Origin of the sequence: Stutzerimonas sp. FeSN7 (assembly GCF_030263795.1) — a bacterium.
Lineage (GTDB): Bacteria > Pseudomonadota > Gammaproteobacteria > Pseudomonadales > Pseudomonadaceae > Stutzerimonas > Stutzerimonas stutzeri.
The window spans coordinates 2,096,478-2,119,422 of sequence record NZ_JARPMN010000001.1; the positions used below are offsets into that span (position 1 = coordinate 2,096,478).

The 22,945-nt window shown below is 53.4% G+C and carries 22 protein-coding genes and 1 pseudogene; 7 read left to right on the top strand and 16 right to left on the bottom strand.

Features of this window, described 5'->3' with window-relative positions; all coding sequences use genetic code 11:
• Nucleotides 1-95: 95 nt before the first annotated feature.
• The 5 genes from P5703_RS09710 to P5703_RS09730 form a co-directional block, all read right to left on the bottom strand.
• Nucleotides 96-1,400 carry an RNA-directed DNA polymerase gene (locus P5703_RS09710; protein ID WP_171894433.1) on the bottom strand — a complete coding sequence of 435 codons (1,305 nt, stop codon included), beginning with the start codon at nt 1,398-1,400 and terminating at the stop codon, nt 96-98.
• A gap of 181 nt (nt 1,401-1,581) precedes the next feature.
• Nucleotides 1,582-2,562 (bottom strand): IS5-like element ISPa52 family transposase, encoded by a 981-nt coding sequence (locus P5703_RS09715; protein WP_021209969.1) that lies wholly within the window; start codon nt 2,560-2,562, stop codon nt 1,582-1,584.
• 53 nt (nt 2,563-2,615) lie between these two features.
• The gene (locus P5703_RS09720) at nt 2,616-2,861 is read right to left on the bottom strand and encodes a hypothetical protein (RefSeq protein ID WP_171894471.1); all 246 of its coding nucleotides are present in this window, start codon (nt 2,859-2,861) and stop codon (nt 2,616-2,618) included.
• A 372-nt stretch (nt 2,862-3,233) separates the two neighbouring features.
• Nucleotides 3,234-4,319 carry a hypothetical protein gene (locus P5703_RS09725; protein ID WP_023100462.1) on the bottom strand — a complete coding sequence of 362 codons (1,086 nt, stop codon included), beginning with the start codon at nt 4,317-4,319 and terminating at the stop codon, nt 3,234-3,236.
• Nucleotides 4,320-4,637: 318 nt separating this feature from the next.
• Nucleotides 4,638-5,723, bottom strand: coding sequence for a DUF4113 domain-containing protein (locus P5703_RS09730; RefSeq protein ID WP_225043465.1), 1,086 nt, complete (start codon nt 5,721-5,723; stop codon nt 4,638-4,640).
• 449 nt (nt 5,724-6,172) lie between these two features.
• Here P5703_RS09730 and P5703_RS09735 point away from each other — a divergent pair, with 449 nt between their 5' ends.
• Complete coding sequence (locus tag P5703_RS09735) at nt 6,173-6,529, top strand: cupin domain-containing protein (protein WP_285586392.1); 357 nt, start codon at nt 6,173-6,175, stop codon at nt 6,527-6,529.
• 90 nt (nt 6,530-6,619) lie between these two features.
• Nucleotides 6,620-7,123, top strand: coding sequence for a chlorite dismutase family protein (locus P5703_RS09740; protein WP_011914408.1), 504 nt, complete (start codon nt 6,620-6,622; stop codon nt 7,121-7,123).
• Between the two features lie 144 nt (nt 7,124-7,267).
• On the opposite strand, the gene P5703_RS09745 is transcribed toward P5703_RS09740, so the two are convergent.
• The 4 genes and pseudogenes from P5703_RS09745 to P5703_RS09760 all read right to left on the bottom strand — a co-directional run bounded on the left by P5703_RS09745 (nt 7,268) and on the right by P5703_RS09760 (nt 11,151).
• Nucleotides 7,268-9,433, bottom strand: coding sequence for a site-specific integrase (locus P5703_RS09745; protein WP_011914409.1), 2,166 nt, complete (start codon nt 9,431-9,433; stop codon nt 7,268-7,270).
• Nucleotides 9,430-10,449 (bottom strand): tyrosine-type recombinase/integrase, encoded by a 1,020-nt coding sequence (locus P5703_RS09750; protein ID WP_011914410.1) that lies wholly within the window; start codon nt 10,447-10,449, stop codon nt 9,430-9,432. Before P5703_RS09750 ends, P5703_RS09745 begins: the two co-directional genes overlap by 4 nt.
• Nucleotides 10,450-10,507: 58 nt before the next feature.
• A pseudogene (locus tag P5703_RS09755) lies at nt 10,508-10,738 on the bottom strand (Y-family DNA polymerase); the annotation flags it as partial.
• Nucleotides 10,726-11,151, bottom strand: coding sequence for a LexA family protein (locus P5703_RS09760; RefSeq protein ID WP_023100467.1), 426 nt, complete (start codon nt 11,149-11,151; stop codon nt 10,726-10,728). The gene P5703_RS09760 and the pseudogene P5703_RS09755, both read right to left, overlap by 13 nt.
• An 89-nt stretch (nt 11,152-11,240) precedes the next feature.
• Here P5703_RS09760 and P5703_RS09765 point away from each other — a divergent pair, with 89 nt between their 5' ends.
• Together P5703_RS09765 and P5703_RS09770 are read left to right on the top strand one after the other, a co-directional pair.
• A complete protein-coding gene (locus tag P5703_RS09765) occupies nt 11,241-11,948 on the top strand; it encodes an SOS response-associated peptidase family protein (protein WP_023100468.1) in 708 nt (235 codons plus the stop codon).
• Nucleotides 11,949-12,565: 617 nt separating this feature from the next.
• On the top strand, nt 12,566-13,177 hold the full coding sequence (locus P5703_RS09770) for a DUF6088 family protein (RefSeq protein WP_023100470.1): 612 nt from the start codon (nt 12,566-12,568) through the stop codon (nt 13,175-13,177).
• Nucleotides 13,178-13,329: 152 nt separating this feature from the next.
• Here P5703_RS09770 and P5703_RS09775 read toward each other — a convergent pair whose 3' ends face one another.
• Nucleotides 13,330-13,620 (bottom strand): helix-turn-helix domain-containing protein, encoded by a 291-nt coding sequence (locus tag P5703_RS09775; RefSeq protein WP_023100471.1) that lies wholly within the window; start codon nt 13,618-13,620, stop codon nt 13,330-13,332.
• 86 nt (nt 13,621-13,706) lie between these two features.
• Here P5703_RS09775 and P5703_RS09780 point away from each other — a divergent pair, with 86 nt between their 5' ends.
• Together P5703_RS09780 and P5703_RS09785 are read left to right on the top strand one after the other, a co-directional pair.
• Nucleotides 13,707-14,165, top strand: a complete 459-nt coding sequence (locus tag P5703_RS09780) for a hypothetical protein (protein WP_023100472.1) — start codon at nt 13,707-13,709, stop codon at nt 14,163-14,165.
• Nucleotides 14,166-14,236: 71 nt separating this feature from the next.
• Complete coding sequence (locus P5703_RS09785; protein WP_023100473.1) at nt 14,237-14,455, top strand: AbrB/MazE/SpoVT family DNA-binding domain-containing protein; 219 nt, start codon at nt 14,237-14,239, stop codon at nt 14,453-14,455.
• 43 nt (nt 14,456-14,498) lie between these two features.
• On the opposite strand, the gene P5703_RS09790 is transcribed toward P5703_RS09785, so the two are convergent.
• A complete protein-coding gene (locus P5703_RS09790) occupies nt 14,499-15,389 on the bottom strand; it encodes a DNA-binding protein (protein WP_023100474.1) in 891 nt (296 codons plus the stop codon).
• 78 nt (nt 15,390-15,467) lie between these two features.
• On the opposite strand from P5703_RS09790, the gene P5703_RS09795 reads away from it, so the two are divergent.
• Complete coding sequence (locus P5703_RS09795) at nt 15,468-16,565, top strand: site-specific integrase (RefSeq protein WP_370691832.1); 1,098 nt, start codon at nt 15,468-15,470, stop codon at nt 16,563-16,565.
• Nucleotides 16,566-16,732: 167 nt separating this feature from the next.
• Here P5703_RS09795 and P5703_RS09800 read toward each other — a convergent pair whose 3' ends face one another.
• From P5703_RS09800 to P5703_RS09820, 5 genes are all read right to left on the bottom strand, one after another.
• Complete coding sequence (locus P5703_RS09800; RefSeq protein ID WP_058182598.1) at nt 16,733-17,713, bottom strand: IS5-like element ISPst5 family transposase; 981 nt, start codon at nt 17,711-17,713, stop codon at nt 16,733-16,735.
• Nucleotides 17,714-18,012: 299 nt separating this feature from the next.
• Entirely contained in the window at nt 18,013-19,344 is a 1,332-nt protein-coding gene (locus tag P5703_RS09805) for a hypothetical protein (RefSeq protein WP_171894472.1), read from the bottom strand.
• On the bottom strand, nt 19,341-20,282 hold the full coding sequence (locus tag P5703_RS09810) for an ATP-binding protein (protein WP_023100478.1): 942 nt from the start codon (nt 20,280-20,282) through the stop codon (nt 19,341-19,343). Before P5703_RS09810 ends, P5703_RS09805 begins: the two co-directional genes overlap by 4 nt.
• Before the next feature lie 9 nt (nt 20,283-20,291).
• Nucleotides 20,292-22,199: a Mu transposase C-terminal domain-containing protein gene (locus tag P5703_RS09815; protein ID WP_023100479.1), complete on the bottom strand. Its 1,908-nt coding sequence runs from the start codon at nt 22,197-22,199 to the stop codon at nt 20,292-20,294.
• A complete protein-coding gene (locus tag P5703_RS09820) occupies nt 22,189-22,839 on the bottom strand; it encodes a hypothetical protein (RefSeq protein ID WP_023100480.1) in 651 nt (216 codons plus the stop codon). The genes P5703_RS09815 and P5703_RS09820 overlap by 11 nt, the downstream gene beginning before the upstream one ends.
• Between the last annotated feature and the right edge of the window lie 106 nt (nt 22,840-22,945).

Below are 22,945 nucleotides of genomic sequence, written 5' to 3' on the forward strand. Positions count from 1 at the left end.
GCGGTACCGCTGAACCGTCGCTATCCGGCCAAGAGCTGCCTATCGGAGCGGCCAGGATCATGGATGAGCAGCGCCTCTAATATCCAACAAGCCGACTAAGTTGGACATCCGGCCAAGACCCAAGTACACACCCATTTATCCGTATGAGTTAAGGATGGATTTTGCTTAATAAATTTTAGATATTTTTCAGCTTCATCCTTTGACAATATATTGAGCGCATGGATGTAGGCTCTCCTATCCCACGATGCTGAAGTCAAAACTTTCTGCTTCGCCTCTTTTGCCCATGCAATGTTTCCTTCCAGTAAGGCAGCTGCGGCCGCGCTGGTAGGTGTACCTTGATAGACATAACGTCGAATGTTTTGATCGGCTAGAAACTGTGCGTCACGGGTGAAAAGCCACTCCATCCAAACCCTCATGCTTCGATTGCTTATTCTGTTGGTTTGGCACAGGGTTGATAGTAGCGGAAAAATCTTTTTAATTTCTGCTGCTGGCAAGGAAGCCAAGTACAGGCAAACGTCATTGATCACGGGCTTGTAAAACTCTATGTCCTCTAGTATAGGTTTCGCTATCTCAGATACTTGTCCATGCTTAGCCCTTCTAATGATGGCTCTCAAGACAGCGAGATCTACATAGCCAAAATTCCGAACCCTTAAAAGGGCATCCAACAATGATGCTCCTAGATCTTCGCTATCATCGTCTTCGTCGTCGTTTCCCTCGCAATACTGCCCATATTCGTCATATTCCTGGTGGTCTTCGTACTCATTATCCTGTTCTGATTCATATGTGCCATATTGGTTTCCAGCCTCAATTTCATTCAGGATATCAAGCTTATCCATTTGATACTGGTTTTGAAGCTCTTCTTGTAAAAACTGAGCGGACGATCTAATGGAGGTTTTCTCTGAAACCAGACCCAGCCTGTGTTGGTCGTGGAGATAAACCACAAGATTTTCAAGAATCTCTGAAAGCTGCTCCTCCGAATCCGAAAATATACGTATATCGTCTACATAACGAACATGTTCGACGTGGTGATTGGATATGAATTGGTCAACATCAAGAAGAATAGCTTCGGCCAAAATTATTGAGGCTGCAGGCCCTACCGGTATGCCTTGAGATGCTTTGTTATTTAGTCGAGATAAGAAACTCTCGATCTCCCTGCCAGCGCCAGCAGGCGCTCCGACCGAGTCAATTACGTTGCCTACTCGATGGAGATATATTTGATTATAGAAATCACTAATATCTGTAGAAAGCACATATTCATAAACCCCTCCCAGCCTCTCACAGCTTTCTCTATACGCAGGAAAGCCAGACCCTTTCGAGAAATAACTATTTTCATCAACTTCAATTCGGTAGGAGCATGCAATGGATGGTAGCATCCGCGAATTTTCTATTTTTTCGGCCACCAGATAAATCAGGGCTGTATATATTAGTGAGTCTAAGGATGGTCTGAAGTAGTCGAGTTTTTCTGACTGACTTCAGGCACTGCTGATTTTAAAGCGGGATAATGATCAAAAAACGATCAAGTCGCCGGCTCAATTCGATGCTTGAGCCGCTGCGAGCACCTCGCAGCGGCTATGCCTCGCATTACAGGCGCACCTCTCCTGCAGAGGTCAGTAAATGTCGGCGAGCCATCCACAGATTCGATAGCGCAAACAGCGTAACCATCTGCGACGTATTCTTCGCCAGGCCTCGGAAGCGCACCTTGGTGTAGCCAAACTGACGCTTGATCACCCGGAACGGGTGCTCGACCTTGGCGCGCACCTGGGCTTTGGCCTTCTCGATCTTGCGCTTGGCTTTGTACAGCGCGCTGCGCTTATCCAGCTTCTTGTAAGTGCTGCGGCGGGCCGCGATCTGCCAGATGACTTCGCGGCCTTCATGTTCGGGACGCTTCTCGACGCCGGTGTAACCGGCGTCTGCGCCGACCATGTTCTCCTCGCCGTGCAGCAGCTTATCGACCTGGGTGACATCCGCGACATTGGCTGCCGTGACCACCACGCTGTGCACCAAACCCGATTCATCGTCGACACCTATGTGTGCCTTGGCCCCGAAGTAATACTGGTTGCCCTTCTTGGTCTGATGCATCTCTGGGTCGCGTTTGCCGTCCTTGTTCTTGGTCGAGCTCGGTGCATTGATCAATGTGGCATCGACAATGGTGCCTTGGCGCAGCGACAGGCCACGGTCACCCAGGTAGCCATTGATAACTGCCAGGATGCCAGCAGCCAGTTCGTGTTTCTCCAGCAGGCGACGGAAGTTGAGGATGGTGGTTTCGTCGGGGATACGCTCCAGGCTCAGCCCCGCGAACTGCCGCAGGATGGTGGTCTCGTACAGTGCCTCTTCCATCGCCGGATCGCTGTAGCCAAACCAGTTCTGCATCAAATGAACCCGCAGCATCGCCATCAGCGGATAGGCCGGACGTCCGCCTTCACCCTTGGGGTAGTGGGGCTCGATCAAGGCAACCAAACCCTTCCATGGCACTACCCGATCCATTTCGATCAAGAACAACTCTTTGCGGGTCTGCTTGCGCTTGCCGGCGTACTCGGCGTCGGAGAAAGTCATCTGCTTCATCGGGCTACTCGGCGGGTAGGATCGGGGTATTTTGCCAAATCAGGAAGTCTTCTTCAGAGTGTCCCTAAGGGTTCAAGCTGATGAACAATTCGGTAGCCTCCACGTGCCTTAGCCCAGGGAAGAACTCTCGGATTGCTAGTGTGCGCTCCAGCTAATGATGCAGCGAGAAGATAGCTTTTAACCTCGGCCCAAGAATTCCATAATGCATAAAACTCAAAAGGCTTCGGATAAAAATCAGTATCGTAAAAAGCTGTTATATGATTGCGGGCAAATTCTAGAGATGCATCGGTCAAAACCACAGCCATACTCCTAAGTTTTTACTAGTTTCCATTCCGCCCCATCCGTTACGGCTGTGAACTGGCTGCACACACAGCTCGAAGAGCTTAGCACCAGCCGATGAGTAACAGTCCACGACGTGGCGGAGATCAATTGGCCGGTTATGGCTCTTCCGCGAAAGCAGTTGGAGGTAGCCACTACCCCGCCACAGGCATTTATGGCTCAGATGTTGCCGGTCACAACGGGCTGCTGCCGGCCAATAGCTCCTCTCACCAACAGCTGCTATCGGTCGGGTTATCCCCTCGACCGGCGAGCACTTCTGCCCCATACATAAGCTCTTGAAAAGGCACACGTAAGCCACTGACACGGATTACAACCGGGTGGTGGCTATTCCTTCAGTCGGCGACAGCATTCGATCGCTGGAGAGTGTGTGTCGGATGGCGTCCTACCTGAAGCTTGTAAAGATGAAATAGGCCCTCCGGCATCGGCAGACCATCTTCGTAGTCTCGCCAGCGATCTTCGGTAACGAACACCAGCGCTGCTGCTTGGGCTTGGGTATGCTCCATTGCCTCACGCAGAGCAATAATCTCCTCAATCTTCGGTTCACGATGACTACGGCGGGGCCAAAGCCGTGGAAGGCTGCTGTTCTTATCGACAAGCCGAAGTCGAACGTCATCCCAGTCCAGCAATAGGGCGACATCTGCGCTGGTATCCCCGACGCGTCGAGCGCCAAGACCGATGGCTGACGTTGCACCAGCTTCCTTGTATTCGCGGATTGCCAGCTCAATTGCTGACCTAGCTCGCGCTACCTGGTCTTTGGACAAGTTGCGTAGAGCCATATGCACCTCGCCTACCGCTTGCACACTTCGTCGCGCACGCCGCCGAATATCGATCTTCTCCGGTTGCTCATCTAGAACTCGGAGCTTGAAGTCCTTATCTGCCCTAAGAGTCACTTTGTTTGCATAGAAACTGACTGTCTCGACCCAGCCGTTGGCATCTCTCGTCCCATCATCGTTCGCTATAAAACCGTGAACAGCAGTAGCCTTATGCTGAACGTGGTTCCTTAAACTGCACATAAATCGATAGTCCGAGCTTCGGGCAAATGCCTCATTTAGCTCCGACTTAGCCACCTCGCTGAAGCTAGGAACCAGCCCCAAGCATTTGAAGTCCTGCACTACCTGGTCGGCATAGGCTCGCATAGCCGTAAGCATATTCACGACATGGCGATTTGCTTCCTCTAGGATTTCTGCTGAATCCACATACCGATGTTGAGGCTCCACTTTGGTACGCAGGCAAATTTCGGTGAAAGCCAGTTCCATGGCCAAAAAATTACCAATCAATAATTCGTAGCGTTGCTCGAAAGCCAGAGCCTCGGACAACACGTTTCGTGCATATGCAAGCTCCTTGTAGCGCTCCTCGGAGATGCTCAGCTGCAAGCGCGGGCCAATAATGAATTGTTCAAGAATGTACTCAGCAGACACTTTCCAACACCCTCTATTCGATCTTCCGTGAGCATAGCTTCACCGCCAAACCGGTGGCTAGGCTCTACTCGCAGCGGCTAGCTGAATCACCGTCCGCTCTTGGCCGATTCTGTTGAAAAAGGCGGTCTTTGCTGGAGCCGCTTTCAATCGTTCAAAAAACGCACGGTTTTGGCGTTGCTACGCGAATTCTGAAGCAGACTCGGTGCGGAGCTGCTTCAGATTTCAACGTCAGCGGCCTACTTTCGCACGCAGAAATCGTAGAGGGACTTTTTCAACAGAATCGGCCGATCGCTGTCGCTCAGCAATTCCAAGCAGCACTCATCTCACTACCATTAACTCATCCCACCTCGTCGTGTACCGCTGCGACATCATTTCGCGCCGCATTGCCCACTCAGGGGCGGCGGGGATGCGGCCGAGTCGTACTGTCCCCCTGCCCTCGCGGGCGTTGATACGGTCGATCACGGCCATCAGCCGATCAGCGCCAGGGCTAGGTGAGGCCGCGAATAGGTCGCCTGTAAATTCCCCGCGCTGGCGCAGGTCCATCAGCAACACCTCAGCTTTGCTGTAGGCGTAGCCGGGGCGGTAGATGGCATCCAAGCCGCGAATTGCCGCTGCGGCGAGCACACGAGTATCGTCGGTGGGGTACGGCAGTGGGCAGTTGATTGCGTTGGCGTAGCGCGGCTGGTCGGGGTTATGCATGCCGGTGCGGATGGCCACCTGCAGGGCACCGGCAAGGCTACCCTGCGCGCGCATCTTTTCTGCCGCCTTGGACACGTAGGCGGCAACCGCCTCGCGGATCGGCGGTAACTCGCGCACCCGAGCACCAAACATCTTGCTACTGCAGATTATCTGCCGCGGCGGCACGGCCTCCTCAAGCTGCAGCCACGAGATCCCGCGAAGTTCGCGGGCTGTTTTTTCCAGCACTACACTGAACTGCCGGCGAAGTGACACCGGGTCATACTGCGCCAGGTCCCAGGCCGTCTTGATGCCCAGCGGCTGCAGCCGGGCGGTTAGCCGGCGGCCGACGCCCCACACTTCGCTCACATCAGTCATCTGCAGCAGGCGATCGCGCCTGGATGGATCGCGCAGGTCAATTACCCCTTCCGATTTGCGCCAGGTCTTGGCCGCCCAGTTAGCCAGCTTGGCTAGCGTCTTAGTGGGTCCGATGCCAACGCCCACTGGTATGCCAGTCCACAGCAGTACCCGAGCCCTTGCCTCGCGCCCCAGCTCGACCAAGTCACTCTGCAGACCAGTCAGATCCGCGAATGCCTCGTCGATGCTGTACACCTCCAGCCGCGGGAACATCTCCTCAAGCGTGGTCATCACGCGCGCGCTCATCTGACCGTTTATGTGTAATAGAAAGTCAATAAGAACCGGGCCATGCTCGCCCTTGGAGCTTCTCATACCCAACCGGTATGGCTGTAGCTTCTGAGGAGATCGCCGTCGCTCACCGGATCATCCGGTCATCCTGTTAGTAACCGGTCAAAGCTGATCTGTTACATCGAAGGCGGACACCTGTCCATCGACAACACCCCTGCCGAGCGGTGAACCGCCCTCCCATGTACATATGACCAAAACGTCGCCGTTATCCTACCGTTCTGTCATGCCTACCCACGACGGAGTATTGACGGTCTCCGTCCTATAACATAGCTTTTCCGAAAGGCGCTCAAGTACATATCGTCATGTGCATACGAGCCTCGTGTCGTTAAAAGAAATGGTTGGTGCCGCATGAAAGTGCTCTTCATGATGCCGTTCGGCGTGTCGAGCTTCTCCGCCCCCATCAAGATCAAGGCTTCGTCTTGGTGTTAGTGCCAGATGCACGTCACCTTGCGGTGCAGGAATGGAGTGTGAACATGAAAGCAGAAACGGAATCGCGGATTTTTTCGGTGGACGAATATGTCCGTCCGTCTAACGGCGAACCGATCCGTTCAGTTGTTCTGGAGACCAACGATTCTGTCGTTGTAGTTTGGCACGCCTACCCTAGGCAGGAAATAGCTGCCCATGTCCATCCTCACGGCCAAGATACTTGGACGGTTATCTCAGGTGAGGCCAAGTATTATCAAGGCAACGGCGTAGAAATTCATCTTAAAGCTGGAGATATTGCCATTGCAAAACCTGGGCAAGTACATGGTGCCGTGAACTCTGGTCCAGGACCTTTCATATTTGTCTCCGTGGTTGCGCCGGGCAGTGCAGCGTTTTGCGTTATCTGAGAAATAGGCGAAAGGCCTGAGAGGAACCTGATGAATACACGAGTATTTACGTTCGCTGGTGGAGAAACGGGGGTTTGGCGCGTTGTTGCGATGAATGCCGTGGCAGGAGCCCCTCTCCCTGGAATCCCACGGCTCAACGTAGCCGCTGGCTCTGTTTCGCCGCAGCCTCCGGGCACCAAATGGCTCCTTCGCGGGATAACGAGTAACGAGCGCTATGTCGTGCGTGAAGAGAAGGATCGTCTCGTGGCGAAGCAGCCAAGCTTGGGTCGAGCAGAGGCTACCTGCGCCGCCCTGATCCCTATCCGGAAAAACCCCTCATGGTGGGGACTGTCTCAAGACGAACGCCGGAAGATTTTTGAGGAACAGTCCCGTCACATTCACATCGGGCTCCAATATCTCCCTGCTGTGGCCCGCCGCCTCCACCATTGTCGGGACCTGGGCGAGAACGAACCCTTCGACTTCTTGACTTGGTTCGAATATTCCCCGTCTGATGAGACGGCCTTTAACAGGCTTCTGGCCGAACTCCGAGCCTCGGTGGAGTGGCAGTATGTCGACAGAGAAATCGACATCCGGCTAGTGCATGAGCCGGCCTAGCATCAGGTTTAACTTCGATCTACGTGCGGCACACTCCTGCGACACCCGCAGCCCAGCAAAACCCCGAAAAATCTAGTGTGTCGCATAACTTAGGAGTAACGCGACAGGTATGTCTAGCGAGCCACTAGTCGCTTAAGAACTTTTCTACTTATAGCCTCCTCTTTCTCTCATCGATCTCCTCGGCATCCTGCCGTCTAGAGCCGGCACATTGTCCAGCTTTCGAATGAGGCTCTCCAGCTTTTCCAAGTCGCCCTCGGCAATGGCTCGCTCGTCGGGAGTTAAAGGCACGGCCTCCAAGTACCGTCCGATAGACGATTTGCTTTCCAATGCTTGGGCCCTTGCGCTGGCTTTCGGCAAGTTGAAGTCACACCCCGCACAGGCCATGCGATGTGGGCAGCTGCTCCAGAAGGGATTTGAACAATACGAGTCGCCCAAGTCATAGAAGGTGTAGGGGGCATCTGAATGGCGAACAATTACGTCATGATCGATCAAAACGGAGACCATATGGGCCATTTGATCGGCTTTAACGAAGGATGCTGCCAGCTTGGTAGGCCGAATTCGAATGTAATGCAAAGTCGAATTCGGCGAGCTATGTCCCGACCACTGCATTAGCTCGATCAGCGACATGCCCTGAGGGACGCTGGCGAGCGCCGTCACTGCGGAGGCACGTCCCCGGTGGCTGGTGATTCGCCCGCGACTGTCCTCCAGTGGCACACCCGCCTTGGCGCATAGCATTGGAATGATGGTGCCATTAATGACACTGGAGCCTATGCGCTTGCCTCGAAACTGAAATAGGTAGCTAACTTTTTCCCCGGTTCGCTCATCCAGCAAAGCGGCCTGGTTAGCAGGCCTGTCCTCCAGCCAGGCGTCAATGCGCTCCTTCACGACCACCGCTACAGGTTTGACGAAAGCTTTGAACGTCTTGCTGGCAGGAATATCGAGATAGCATAAAGTTTTTGCTGGAACGATGGTCCCATCCTCGTGTACCACATCATTGGTCTGAGGATGCGCGCATCTTTTATCCAAGCGCATGATTTCATTGCTGCGCAAACCAGCGTGCGTCCACACTACAGCAATGGCTTGAACCATCGACAGCGGATAGTGAATCTCCGAAAGCAGATCACTACGCTCAAGATTTAGACTCGCCCAAATCAGCTTGAGCCAGGTCGAGTCATCAATTACCCGCGGGTTGATACCCGAGTTGAATGTCACGGATCGCGGGGTGGCGAGGTGATGCCGGGGGCTGAACTTCAAACGACCCCATCCCCAGAGTTCAAAGTCTGTAAAAAATCGTCGCAAGGCATGTAGAAAGCCGCGCTTCGAGTTGGCAGCGATAGGCTGACCAAGCCCCTTTAGCTGTGTTCCCTTCGCTGACTCCAAAGCCCACTCACCGACCGTCATCCGGTCGACGGCAGCAATAAATGCAGCGCAAGTGGACATGCTCCAATCGGTAGGCGCCGCCATTCCTGATTGCTCGCGCGCTAGCCAGACACCGGTCCTCAAGATAAAACTGTAATTGCTTTCACGTGTGCGTGGACGCAAGGTGGAAGTGTCTCGCCATCGACGGCACCACATTGCCCAAGTCGGATCGATGCCTTCGATGCTTTTCGCCCGCCAACAGGTATAGCCTCGCATGCGTAAAGGTTTCGCCAAAATCCCCATGGCAGCGAGGCCGTGAGATACCTTTCCGACCGATCTCGCGACACCTTCGCTTCGATGCTGTTGGCCCTTCAGTAGCAGTTCCTCGGTGAATGTCTCCAACCGCGGATCGCCGTTTTCCAGCATCAAGGCACCCAGCACGTTGGAAAGGAACTGCTCAAGATGGCGAGCAGCGTAGCCCAGCGATCTCAACGCTTGGCTCAAGCGAACGTGCTCATGTCTGAACACGGCATGGCCGAAGATAAAAGAAGCATATATCGCCGGCTGCCGGAATTTGGCGATACGCTGCGGGGTTCGAAAATCGCCGAGATGGTAAGCAACGGAAGCGAGATATGGTCGTGATCCTGCTCGATTACTGAGCAAGGTCAACCACTGCGACTCAGACCAACACCAGTAGGGTTTACCGGTTTTGCTGACATTCCAGAGAATGACTGCCACTGATGAAATGGCTAATCGCTGAGAAACGCCGCTGTGCGCCGCTATATCAGCTAGCGGCCTCATGAGCTCAGGTATCTCTGATTGGAGGTAGCCCCAGTCTGAACGGTGAGAGCGATTCGAAAGTATGCTCAGCTCGATTTTCGATAGATCGCTCTGACGTACGTACTTGCTCGCGTCGAACGGAACATAAGGGGTGACTGAGGGGGTGCTCATAGCAATGCCTCAGACCCAAAGAGTTCACAGAACATCCGAGCATCGAGACTGCCGACGGAGTGCGCCATCTTTGCGGTTAAATCCGCGCCAGATAGGTGCAGGTAAATCAAAGTGGTTTTGGGGTCTCGATGTCCAGCATACGTGGTCAGTTCATGGAGCTTCCAGCCCGCACGGGCCAGATGGGTAAGCCGAAGGTGGCGAAAGGTATGAGTGCTCAGGTGCGATAGTTTCGCTTCCTTGGCCCACCCTTCAACCGTTTTACTCCACGCCCAACGGGACAGTGGCGAGCCTCGATTACGATCTGATGCTGATCGAAACAACGAACCTCGCATCCAGCCAGCGCCGCGAAGAGCATGTAGATGCTCTATCAAGACAGGTGCAATGTCTGGGCTGTAGCACACGACGCGGCTGCGTTTGCCTTTGGTCGTTTCCGCTCGCACCGAGATCAGTCGGTGTGCAACGTCTAAATCCTCAATACGCAAGGCCACCAACTCGGCACGGCGAAGAGCCCCGAAATACGCCAACGACAGCATTAGTCGATCACGGATAGACGACCTGGCCGCAATACTGAGAAAGTGTCGCCACTGCTCATCGGTGGGAATGTCTGGCAACTTAATCAGCCGTGGGAGCAAGCCCCTGACAAACCCTCCATGTCCAGGCACTTGGGCCAGCCGACCATGCTGTCCGCGGGGCACGGGGTTGTGCTCGCAAAGACCCTGAAAAACGAGGTGGTCGTACCACAACCGGATAGCAGTAAGCCGCTGGTGCAAGGTTGAATTCGCCACCGCGCTCTTTGCGCCAGGTAGCAGCTCACGGATGTAGAGCGTGACTTGTTCGAATGTCGCGGATTCGGGTTTCAGCCCACTCCCTTCGCAATGCAATAAGTAATGCGCAAGGGCACGGCCATAGGCGTCAAGGGTGGCCGGCGCACGCCCCAGATTACCCAAGAGCTCCAGCCAAGCTTGTACACTGGAATAACGACTTAACACTTGCTTGTGCAATGGGGTGGTGGTCATGGGCGCCCCCTGAGCGTCAACGGATTCAGCCTAGCTCAAAAGCATTCCACCTAACTTAATAGAGCTCGTAGTTACTTGAGAAGCAGACTACGCCCCACTCCCGCATCTGGTCTCGCCACTGGAAGTACGGTGCGCCCATAGGGATGCCTAAGCGCTTAGCCTCGCGGGTGCGAGCAATAACGCAGCCGTCGTTGTTGCTCAGCACCACGACTGGCACGGCGTCGAGCCAAGGTCGGTAGACGCGTTCACAGCTGGCGTAGAAACTGTTGCAGTCAATCAGCGCGAACATAGGCTGTGCAGGTTGTGTGTGGCCACGCCCCACACGTGCAGCGATTCGGTGACGGCCAACGCCTTGTAATCGGTGTTCTCAGGCTGCAGCCACACGCCCGCAGCGGAGATCTGCAGGCGCTTGACCGTCATCCCTCCGTCCACGTACGCGACAACTATGTTGCCTGACCGCGCCTCGAGGGCGCGGTTGACCACCAGCACATCCCCGTCATAGATCCCAGCGCCAATCATACTTGGCCCGCTCACTCGCACGAGATAGACGTTGGGTGCCCGCAAATCGACCAAGTCGTCGATCGATAGGGTGAGCTCCTCGTAGTCAGCGGCAGGTGATGGGAAACCCGCCGGCACCCGGCTGTCCACGTACTGAGAGAATATTTTTGCGGGGCTGAGGCGCCCCAGAATAGTGACCCGCATTGTTGTACTGCTCTGCGATTACTGTATATATATACAGATACCAAAGACGCGCCACGCGGGTCAATTTAACTGCGATGACCGGAGGGTTCATGTGCGGACGATTCAGCCAGTGCCGAACAGCGATCGAGTACCTCGAGGCGCTGCGCTACGACAAGCCCATCGATAGCGGCATCGACCCAGAGCCCATCGGCCGCTACAACGTACCGCCCCGCTCCAGAGTATTAGTGTTCTTCGAGACCGCTTCCGGCCTGCGCATGGCCAAGCTCCCGTGGGGTTACCAGCCCTGGTGGGCCAAGGGCAAACGCCCGCCGGCAATTAACGCTCGCGTGGAGACGGCCTCCACCAGCAAGTTCTTTCGGGATGTCTGGCGCACCGGCCGCATGTTGGTCGGCGCTGACGGCTGGTACGAGTGGGTGACGGACCCGGCCGATCCGAAAAAGAAGCAGCCTTACTACATACGATTGAGATCAGGCGAGCCGATGTGGTTCGCGGCGCTGGGGCAGTTCAGGCGAGAGGACAGGATGGAAGAGCAGGAAGGCGACGGGTTCGTGATCATCACGGCGGACAGCGACCAAGGGATGCTCGACATCCACGACCGGCGGCCAGTCGTGCTGCCTCCGGATCTAGCGCGGGAATGGATAGAGCCCGGCATATCGCCTGAGCGCGCCGAGGAAATCGTGAGTAATTTGGCGCTGCCGGTGCAAGCATTCGAATGGCACGCAGTGGACCGGGCGGTCGGGAATGTGAGGAACGAAGGTGCGCACTTGATCGAGCAAATCGACAACCCTTCTTTATAGGCACAGCGGGGGTTACATAGGCCGTTTTACTACCAAAGCCTTTAGGCGCTGGGCGCCTCCAGCCTAATCCGTACAATGTCGTTTCGTTTTACCCGAGTAGCCCCATGAAGCGCTTGATAGTGGCGAGCCTTGCCACGCTAGTCATCACCCGGGGCAACAGTAACCGCTTAGGGTCCATTACAGACGGTACAACTACCAAGGTACGGATCACCCGCGGCGACGCGTTCTGGCCGAATACTTCAAGAGTCATGGAAATTGCTCTGAGCCGTGCCTTGGGGGACGTAATCTCGCTGCCCAGTGCCAAGCTTAGACCCATGATGGTGCCACCTTCAAGCTGAGCGCGGATCCGCCCGGATTGATCTGCGGGCCGCAGCCAATGGCCATGTCCACGCTCAGCACGCGCACTGCCCCTTTGTCGTCAACGGCCACCTCGAGCACAGCTATCGCAAATGGTGAGCTGGTGGTCGAGATTGTCGCCATCCACCCTCTTTCACCTTTTACCCTGGCTTGCTTCGCAAATATTGCGATAGGCTGAAAAATGGACGAATCGCTATTCGGCCTCAACCGCTGGAGGTTGCAGTTGCAATAGAGGTCACACGCTACACGTGGAAACCGCAATGCCGAGTAATAAATCTCAATCGACATCTATCCGAATTGCTCAGCGGGTCAAGCGTCTACCGAAAGGACATCCGTTCTCAATCAGGCGCTTTGCGCAAATTGGAACACGCAATGCCGTTTACAAGGCAATAGCGCTGCTGATCAACAGAGGCGAACTAGAGAGGCTACATCGAGGCATCTACATGCGCCCCAAACCTAGTCTGTATGTGACGCGGTACCGGCCTAGTGCTTGGGAAATTGTGAAGTTGATTGCTAGGCAGAACCGTCAAACCCTCCAAATTCACGGCGCCAATGCTGTACGAATGTTTGGTCTCAGCACCCAGATGCCATTGGTCCCGATTTACTACACCAGTGGGCCAAGTCGATCATACCAGTTCGGGAAAGGTGAGGTCCGCCTGATACATGCCCCGCCATTCGTTATGCAGCATGCCGGAACCGAAGTTGGGACAGCAATCAGTGCCCTGTTTTATCTAGGCAAAGAGGGGGCAACTGCAGGATGCATTACAGCCATCCAAAACGCACTCAAACCTGCAGACCAAATCACCCTGATGACCTGCAAAATGCCTCGATGGATGCGAAGAGCGTTGGAGCTTAATGACCGCCAGGGCTAGCGCCCTAGGAACACCGTGCTGCGGACAAAACCTTCCACCCGAGCACTTTGCCGGCAGACCTCACAAGTAATATTCGAAAGGGTTTTATCGTGTTCAGGGATTGCGCTCAATTTCAAATCCTATCGAATGCCTCATCGGCTACAGTCGCATTATTAATGATTCATATTCTCAAAGCGCTTCAGCTCTGTCTCAATCCGCTGAACAAGGTCACGTCGCGCTACTCCGCTTTCTTTGATCAGATAGGCGGCGGCTAGGATGGTTGCCGGGTGGACATCCAGCACACTGGCGAGTTGATCGACCTTCTCGATGGTCGGCCCCTTGATGCCGCGCTCCAGACTGCTCAGGTAGGTTCGGCTACTGACGCTAGAAAAGTCTTCCTGGGTAAGGCCCTGCTGCTTGCGCAACCTTTTAAGTACCAGTCCGAATGCTGTGCTCAGCTCCATTTTGCCGATCCTGAAAAAGGATCGATGAAGCCTTTACGAACACTATAGGGCTACAATCTATAGGATTCATTTTCAGGTGAAGGGCTATGTTCACGACCTATCGGAGTGCGGAGATCCACTTGGATACCGCAGAGGGCACCACCACCCAGCTGTGGAGCTATGTTGAGCAGGAAATCAGCTGGCCTTGGTTCTACCTGCAAATCGTTCGGCGCCACGGCCGTCAGGCCTACCGAAGCATGCTGATGGTTAATCACGCCCATGATCTAAAAAAGATCATTGACGACCAGTCGAACCTGGCCTGGGCGGAAGAAGTGCAGCTGGTCACACCGGCACACGTCAACGGCCACTCAAGGTGGCTGATGGAACCACTGAAAGAAGTGTGCGTCGTTCGAGATGGGCCCTCCGGAGATCCGGGCTACCTCTATAAAGTCGCCAATGGCGTCAGCTACTCAATGCATCACCGGAGGAACCTGGACGCACTGATCGTCACCGACGTTATTTTTTCGGCCGAGATGCATCTTCGGCGGAGTGACATCAATGCTTAGAGGGAATTTCGCAACGACAGAGGTGGCCCGTCAATGTAGGGGCGTCTGCTCTACCTCAGAGGTATCGTAAGATGAATGCAACTCAGGTAGTGATTCAAGACTGGGACGGCGATGGCGCCATCCGGATTCCGGACGATATCCTCCAAGTAATGGGAGTTGAGGTCGGCGATAGCCTCTATCTCATCGAAGAGTATGTCGGCACTACCCGCTGTATTGTGTTGAGCAAGACTCCCCGCGTTCCAGACCGAATTGACGAATTGGTTGAGCACATGGACTCCGGGACAAGGTGAAAGCATAACCACCAGACGAATCAGGGTCCTAGAGGAGCCAGTACTAATGCCCGGAGCCGCGAGTCTCGGCTTGAGCAGCCGTGTTGGACTTCGACTTGGTCGGCTTAGCCTTTGCGCGCCTGGCTCGGGGAGGTTTCACCAGCTGTTGCTCTAGTGTGCTGGCCCGTGCCTTCTCAGCGGCAGCGACCTGTTGCGCCTCGAGAAGTTGAGACAACACTGTGTCTAGGCGCTGGCGCAACTGGCCGTGTTGCCTTGTCACCGTCTTGAGTTGAGCGGCGGTTACCCTACTTTCCTCACGAGCTCGATCGACCTCGCGGTGGGCACGATCTTCGGTACCGCGCAGGTAAGTCGTTGCGGCATCACGCTCTTGGATCAGCTGCTGCTGCGCGACCTGCAACTCCTGGCGCAGCACGGTCACCTCCTGCAACGCTACTCTGCGCTCCTCGGCAAGCTCAGTGCAGCGGCTTTTTTGGTCCGCCAGTTGTGTCTGCTGCTGTACCAGCAGCAGCTCCAAGTCGGCTAGACGGGTCTCGGCAGTATGCTGAGCTGCTTGCGCGGCAGCTACCTGCTGCCTGGCCTTAGCTATCAATTGTCGTGCCTCATCCTCGACTGTGGCCGCTTGGAGCCGCTCGGCTTCTATCACGGCGCGGTGTTCGGCCAGCGCCTGCTCGGCAACGCCCTCCGCCAAGAGCATGGCCTGTTGCCAGACTGCGACAAAGGCCTGCGAGATCTCCGTCGGCAGCGCTGGCAAGCGTGTTTCGCCACGCAGGCGCTGAGCCAGGCGTTCCCACCACTGGTCTAGCAAGGCGCCGACCCGCGCCGGGCTGCCGCGCCCCAGTTCCTGGCGCACCCGCTCCACCGTCGGCCGCTCGCCACGCTCCAGCACCGCATCCGCCGCGGCGAATACTTCGGTTTCCGGTACGCCTACCGCCATCGCCAGCTCCTCGCTATATTAGGTCTGATAAAAGAACGTTATCCGACCTAATTTAATTTAAATCGAATATTTAATACGTTGAACGTAATGAATAATACGTCAATATCAACATCTAGTGACTGCGGTCTGCTAGCCGTCCATCACCTCAATGCAGAGGCCCGTTCCGCCGCGGCAGCGTTCGTTGCCGCCGGCACCGCCGCCAATACCGTGCGCAGTTACCGCAGCGCCCTCGCCTATTGGGCTGGCTGGTTGCAACTGCGCTATGGCTATACGTTGGAAGCGGGGCCGCTAGCCGACACGGTGGCAGTGCAGTTCATCCTTGATCATCTGGCGCGTCCGACAGACGGAAACTGGACTCACCTACTGCCGCCGGCGTTGGATGCCGCGCTGGTCGACGCAGGCGTCAAAGGCAAGCTCGGCGCCCTGAGTTACAGCACGGTGCGCCATCGTCTGGCGGTGCTCGCCAAGTGGCATGACCTGAACAACTGGCCTAGCCCGACCGAGATGGCGTCGGTGAAAACGCTGCTGCGCGACGCGGGCAAGGCACAGGTCAGGCAGGGAGTGTCTGTGCGCAAGAAAACTGCGGTAATGCGCGAACCTCTGGAAGCCATGCTTGCTACCTGCACCGATGGCGTGCGTGGCCAGCGTGACCGCGCGCTCCTCCTCCTAGCCTGGAGTGGCGGTGGCCGTCGGCGCTCCGAAGTGGTCGGCTTGCAGGTCGGTGATGTACGCCGATTGGATGCTGATACCTGGCTCTACGCACTGGGCACGACAAAAACCGACACTGGCGGGCTGCGCCGCGACAAACCTCTACGCGGGCCGGCTGCACGAGCCCTGGCCGCCTGGCTGGAAGTTGCGCCAGCCGAATCCGGACCGCTGTTCCGTCGAATGTATAGGGGCGGCAAGGTAGGCACCCAAGGCCTGTCAGCCGATCAGGTGGCACGGATTGTCCAGCGCCGCGCCCAGCTGGCGGGTCTGGACGGCGATTGGGCCGCGCACAGCCTGCGCTCAGGTTTCGTCACCGAGGCAGGGCGTCAGGGCGTACCGCTGGGCGAGGTGATGGCAATGACCGAGCACCGCGGCGTCGCCACAGTGATGGGCTATTTTCAGACCGGACTGCTCCTCAATAGCAGCGCAACCCAGCTGCTGAAAGCTGAAAGTAGTAACGGAAAATAGTGAGAGCGCAAGACAAATCTAAGGATGGTCTGAAGTAGTCAGGTATTTCTGGCTGACTCCAGCCCTTGCCGATTTCAAAACGGTGATTCGGCTAAAAAACGATCAAATCATCCCCTCTTTCCGGATTTATAGCCGGCGCGAGCACCTCGCGCCGGCCATTTCCCGCATTACAGACGCACCTCTCCTGCATTCGTCAGCAAATGTCGGCGCGCCATCCACAGGTTCGACAGCGCAAACAGTGTCACCAACTGCGCGGTGTTCTTCGCCAGGCCACGGAAGCGTGTCTTCACGTAGCCGAATTGGCGCTTGATCACCCGGAACGGGTGCTCGACTTTGGCGCGCACCTGGGCCTTGGATTTCTCGATCTTGCGCTTGGCTTTGTACAGCGCACTGCGCTTACTCAGCTTCTTGTACGTACTGCGGCGGGCCGCAATCTGCCAGATCACCTCCCGGCCTTCATGTTCCGGGCGTTTCTCTACGCCGGTGTAACCCGCGTCGGCGCCGACCATGTTTTCCTTTCCATGCAGCAGTTTGTCGACCTGGGTAACGTCAGCAACGTTGGCTGCCGTCCCCACCACGCTGTGCACCAGGCCAGACTCGGCATCCGCGCCGATGTGGGCCTTCATGCCGAAGTAATACTGATTGCCCTTCTTGGTCTGGTGCATTTGCGGGTCACGCTTACCGTCCTTGTTCTTGGTCGAACTCGGCGCATGGATCAGCGTGGCATCGACGATGGTGCCCTGGCGCAGCGACAGGCCCCGATCGCCCAGGTAACCATTGATCACCGCCAGAATCCCGGCCGCCAACTCGTGCTTCTCCAGCAGGCGACGGAAATTGAGGATGGTGGTTTCGTCGGGAATACGCTCTAGGTTCAGCCCGGCAAACTGGCGCAAGATTGTGGTCTCGTACAGCGCCTCCTCCATCGCTGGATCGCTGTAGCCGAACCAGTTCTGCATCAAATGTACGCGCAGCATCGCCATCAGCTGATACGCCGGACGACCACCTTCATCCTTGGGGTAGTGCGGCTCGATCAGGGCAATCAAACCCTTCCACGGCACCACCTGATCCATCTCGATCAGGAACAACTCTTTGCGGGTCTGCTTGCGCTTGCCGGCGTACTCGGCGTCGGCGAAGGTCATTTGCTTCATCGGAGAACTCGGCGGGTGGAGTCCGGGCATTTTGCCAAAATCAGGAAGTCTTCTTCAGAGTTTCCCTAAAGGTGACCTACACCGTGGCAACCGGGCAAGCTTCCACACTTGCTAGTACGCCTTTCCCAGTAAACCCACGCTGGGCGAGCTTACGCTGTACGAGCTTGAATATGAATTAATTGCCCTCACCGAGCAGACATTGTAACGCACACGCTGCACGACTGCTTGAGCATCAACCGTTTGATTGACCCCTCACGCTAAATGCCTTGATCGGCGAGACTCTATATTCACCGCCACGATCAGATAACAAGTCTCTCAATCACCGTTGTAGTTTCGCTCTCACTGCTATCGCTATCAGGTCTTATCAGTAGAGGGCCACCAAAACCATCGCGATAAATTTCTAAGGTACAGGTTGGAGTTCGGCACAACGTTCTGAAGCCATATGAAGATTTGCGAATGAAATCTAGCGAACGGTAGCGCCACGGTAAAGAAATTCCAAACCGGCACAAGATTAAAAACTCCTTACCTTCGGACACTTGGAGCTGCAATCTTCCTAAGATCGATAGATATGCCACGCGTAGTTCACGATAATTCCATTCTGGGCTTAGTAATGGAATTACATCCTCAGCGTATGCGAACCCTGAGGAAAGAGCTGATATACTTCCAGGCACAGGCCAATTTAGGTAGGCAAGCTTTAGACGCAACAGTATGTAGGCCAAGGCAACTGGGCACAATTTAGCTTTTTTCTCTGTCCCGTCCGAATAACCAGTTACGGTATTAATGCTAGCTACGCATGAACGATGACCTGATAAGTATGAAGACTCCAAGCGTTCGCATGCCTCTTGTATATTATCGATACGACATTCATATTTCCCCCAAGATCCTGCCTCAGAGAAGCTTGGAAGTTTCACCCAAGCTATCGGCTGTTCATCGCGGCGTATTTTGGCAATTCTCTCTGGGCTCTGCATTCTAAAAGCGCGTTCGAAAGGAGCTGTGAAACCCTGTCGACAACCCGAAAATTTATAATAATACGCGCCATGGATAGACCCTTCCTTATGAGTTTTTTTAACTTGGGTATACCACGAGGCCTGGGCTTCACCAAAGTGCTGCAAAGCACTATCCAACCCTTTACTTCGGCGCATCTTAATCTCTCTCACCAAACCTATATCGTAGAATCCGCACTCTCGACAACGACTTGTGATCTGAGGAATCGGTTTACTAGCTTGAAAGCCTCGCAGATAATTATCACTGCAAAGCGAACATGCTACTAGTAAGTGGCACTTATGCAAAACACACACCTTATGCCATTCTACCAAATTAAATACAGAGTGATAACCGAAACGAATGCAATAGGGGCAGAAGACGATGCCTCTGCCCAGATCAGCTAGACCCTCAAAGGGCGCATAGTTCCAGGGTAAGTGTTTTTCCAATTCTGGGAACTTTAACTTTATAGTATCAATAGAGTCCGGCTGAAACCATTGCCAAATGCGGCGCATATTCAAGCATTCATTCCCTAGAACCCGGCCAAGAGAAGGTAGCCCCATGAAATTCGCATGCGACAACTTCAAATAAATGGATAATATTGATTCATAGGGCATCGGCTCAGGAACAGGGTAGAAAAGATCGTTCATTGACCTCCCCCATTAATGCTTCGGCAGAATTCCTGAAAATTACTTTCCCTGACTGCCTCCTCTATTAAGTCTACCGCCACGACTAGCGTCGAGCAGTCCTCATGACTAAGAATCAAGAATAAATATGCAATGGTTTGCGTCAAATGCTGCATTGGCAAGTTATTGACGTATTTACCACTTGCGACGCGAGACATTTCTCGCCAAATGTCTTCTGATAAATCAGCTAGCCTAAAGTTCCTAGCATAAGCCTTAGGCAGTAAATCTTTGGTAAAGCTATCGCGAGGATTGTCGGGAAATGGACTGTCCGTGTCGTAGAGGGATAGTATAGTGCATAGTTGTTTTTGATTAGTGACACCATATAGCGGTCTTATGTCGCTTAAGAAGCGTCCGATTATATGTCTGTCATCATTCGAAAGAAACTCCACCACTCTCTTTTCAATTGAAGGCATGGCAAAGGAGACTACCGTCAAGGTGATATTGCAAGCTCGCAATTTGTTATACAAATCAGCAAGCTGGTTAAAATCACCAGCAGATAGTCTTTGCAGCTCGTCTATAAGCATTACTATTTGCTTTGCGTTGTTAGCTGCAGCTCTTATTTTCAGCCTTTCGATCAACATAGCTTGACGTTGAATGAATGTAGTGCGGGTGCTGGGTCTAATTTCCTCCATCTCTATCAATTGATGGACTATTGATGAATACTGTGGGTGTATATCTTTATTTGTCGCCGCAATCATGAAGGCGTAAACGTTGTGAAATTTTTTTGGTATTTCGTGAACAAGGGCTTCGCAGCATCGAGTCTTCCCTATCCGAGGCTCACCAGTGAACACAACACCGGTTTTACGCATCAGCACTTTGAAACAGGCATTCTGCACAACTGACATTAAGGTAGGGGTATTTAACTGATATTCAGTGCTGAGAAGAGGGTGCAGGAAATCCATAGGCTTCTCTCAATTGAAGATATCTAGAAATCTCCAACGTTCGGAGACAGAATTACTTGGTTGCTCAGGTACTATTTCTACCTGCCCCTTAGGTATTAGCTGACTGGTATCACAACGCTCTTCTTGCAGCCGCTTTAATTCGCGAGCGTTCGCTGGACTCGCGTTGGCAATCAGGTGTTTTTGCCACGCAAGCACGGGGTGTTGGCCTTCCGCGATTTGAAATTCTTTTTTTGCTAAGGCCCGGTTTACTAGTTTTCTAGTGGTGACGCTATGAGCGATATGGCGCCAAGAGGCCTCTACAGTTAGCATGCCTAAGTATATTCCGTCATCTATATAAGCTTCTACGTAACGGTAATCGTGCGGCTTTATCCGAATGGTTAATTTTTTCCCTATTAGATGCGGAGAATTTGCCAGTTCCGTACTTGTATATATGGCCTGGTCTAGTTTTATTCGCGGTCGGATACCGTGCTTTATACTTCCGGTAACCTTAACCTCTCGAGTAGAGCTCCCCAATGATACGCTATTTATATAACTCTCTGGTGTGGCTGGGATCAGGAGATCATCATTAGCACAATAGTCCCTGAGTATATCAAGGGGACTATTCGCTTTATTCATCCCGCCTTGAGGTGTTCCATTATAATTTGCGGTATAAACGTCCATGACTTCAAGTGCATCGTCAACATCTATCTGGTAGCGGATCGCAGCCTTCTCAGGGGCATCAGCCCGTCCGTCGGCTGGGGAGCTTCCTGTGGTAGATGGAAGTTGGTGCATTACCTTGGTAGCTATGCGTTTGAAAAGTCTTTCAATATTGGGTCTGCGAGCCGGTTGCCCTAAAGGCCCAAAGTTGATGGAGAAACCAAGGCTGTGCAGGGCTAATTCATAAACTTTATTTGCATGGTGCTGCATAGCATTGTCTAAGCAAATTCCGCCCCAGATATGATGGCGTAGCTTCGGCACGGAGTAGCAGGGCATGCCTGATAACTCGCTATACCGAAGATCCTTAACATTGAGGATTTCGCGGGGCGCCCAGCCACCGACGTAGGCCTCACATATTAAATCCACCAGATCCTGCGATCTTACTTCGCTAGCGAATACAAACTTGGTCGCCAGAATAGCATTGCTTCTCCTACAGATTGCCGCCATTAACCAGATACGGCTTATGACGTCTTTAGTCTTGGTACGCTTATCGCCACTAATATTAAGTACAAAGAAAGCATCTACATGATAGGAGTCAATTTCAATAAGGTCATACACATCGCAACTCTCAAGAAACGGACTGTATCCAGTTCCGACCTTGCTATGAATTAGGGCTATTGAGCCTCCGGTTGCAAGCGCGGCTCTTTGAAAGTCATCGTTTAGAAGCTTATCTATATATCTCGTAATCGTCCGGCGAGCTCCCCGAGCTTGGTTAAAAGGCCAATCTTCGGCAGTAAGACCAGCTGCAGCGCAGATATCATAAAAAATGTTACACAGTTGCCTTTTGTCGTAACGGCTGCCGCAAGCATATTCAAGGTCTGTTCGAAAAACCGCCGCCTTAAATTTTTCTGAAATAGTTGGAAACTTCGCCAAGGTATAGCTTAGCGCGCCAGACATCCCGCCTTTTTGTTCGCTTCCTTTTTTTTCAAGAGGCTTCCTTCGTTGATACGATACGATACGGCTCTGGGGAATTAAGGCAGACTCGCCCCAAAAAATCCCCTCTTCCGTGAGTGCTGTATATCTTTTGAAGAATCTCGTGATTTCGCTCTCAGGAAGCCCCGTTATTCGGTGTATTTCTGCGCCTGTCAGGCCATCAAGTTTTAACTCGATTGCGTGCTGGCGCCGCACGAAGCTTTCTCTAATTGCAGGCTCTAATAACGATGGGTCGACCTTCTCGAATCCAACACTGCTCAATCGCTCTCTGGATATTTTATTCTTCATTCAACCACCACCATGTGTTCAATGAGAAAAAATTATCTTCAAAGCTAACATCTATTAATCTTGCGGAATACATCCGACAGAAAACTAGCAAGCACAAGTTTCTATCGTAAACATAAACTGCTGAAAGAAATGCCCGTAAATTTCCTTTTTTTGCGAGATGAATATATCGCTTGGATTCCTCAATGAGACCTGTGGGCACATACAAATGTCGTCCAGCGCTAAGAAAGCTCGCAGCCCTCAGTAGGGTAAAAATCTTAGACTTGTCTGCTATCCAATGCTCATCATTATACTCAACGTACTTGTATTTCATACTTTCGGCAGCACTCGACTTCTCCGCATAATTATCAGAGAATCCGCTGACTCGTAGAAAATGCAGTTCAATCGGCCCGTTCACCGGCTGAACTTCGACATGATAGTCTATGAAGCCAAGTGTGCTAGAAGCACCAAGCGACTTGGATCCTGGTTCGAAGTTGAAGTTTTTTATGAGAGGAGAGAATTCTAGCTTCAAAAGCCAGTGAGCTAATTGGCGGTCGCTACCTAGCAATAGTACGCACCCTGCCTTGGTACTATAGGTTGCCCATAGGTTTCCGAAATAGTTGCCGCGCTTTGTAAAATATGAGGTTTTACTTTTTTTAGGCATAACCACCCCCGTGATGGGTTGTGGATATGCTGATCCTTATCTCAATTCCTTATGTTCGGGGCATTCCAAATAGTCCATTTCTTTAGCATAGCTACCATCTTGACTT